This is a genomic window from Paenibacillus sp. CFBP 13594 (assembly GCF_014842675.1).
Classification (GTDB): Bacteria; Bacillota; Bacilli; order Paenibacillales; family Paenibacillaceae; genus Paenibacillus; species Paenibacillus amylolyticus_B.
Window position 1 is genome coordinate 1 of record NZ_JACYVQ010000048.1, and the last position, 259, is coordinate 259.

Genomic DNA, 259 nt, shown 5'->3' on the forward strand with positions numbered 1-259 from the left:
TCGGTCGCTAGGAAGTATTTAGCCTTGGCAGATGGTCCTGCCGGATTCATACGGGGTTTCACGTGCCCCGCACTACTCGGGATCCGTCTCGGAGAGAGTCAACTTTCAATTACAGGGCTTTTACCTTCTTTGGCGGGCCTTTCCAGACCTCTTCGTTTAACTGACTCCTTTGTAACTCCATGTGAGACGTCCCACAACCCCAAAGAGCAAGCTCCTTGGTTTGGGCTTCTCCGCGTTCGCTCGCCGCTACTGACGGAAT

1 rRNA gene is annotated in these 259 nt (G+C 53.7%); it reads right to left on the bottom strand.

Going from position 1 to position 259, the window contains the following annotated elements:
- Window positions 1-259: ribosomal RNA gene (locus IFU39_RS32585) — 23S ribosomal RNA — on the bottom strand; the annotation flags it as partial.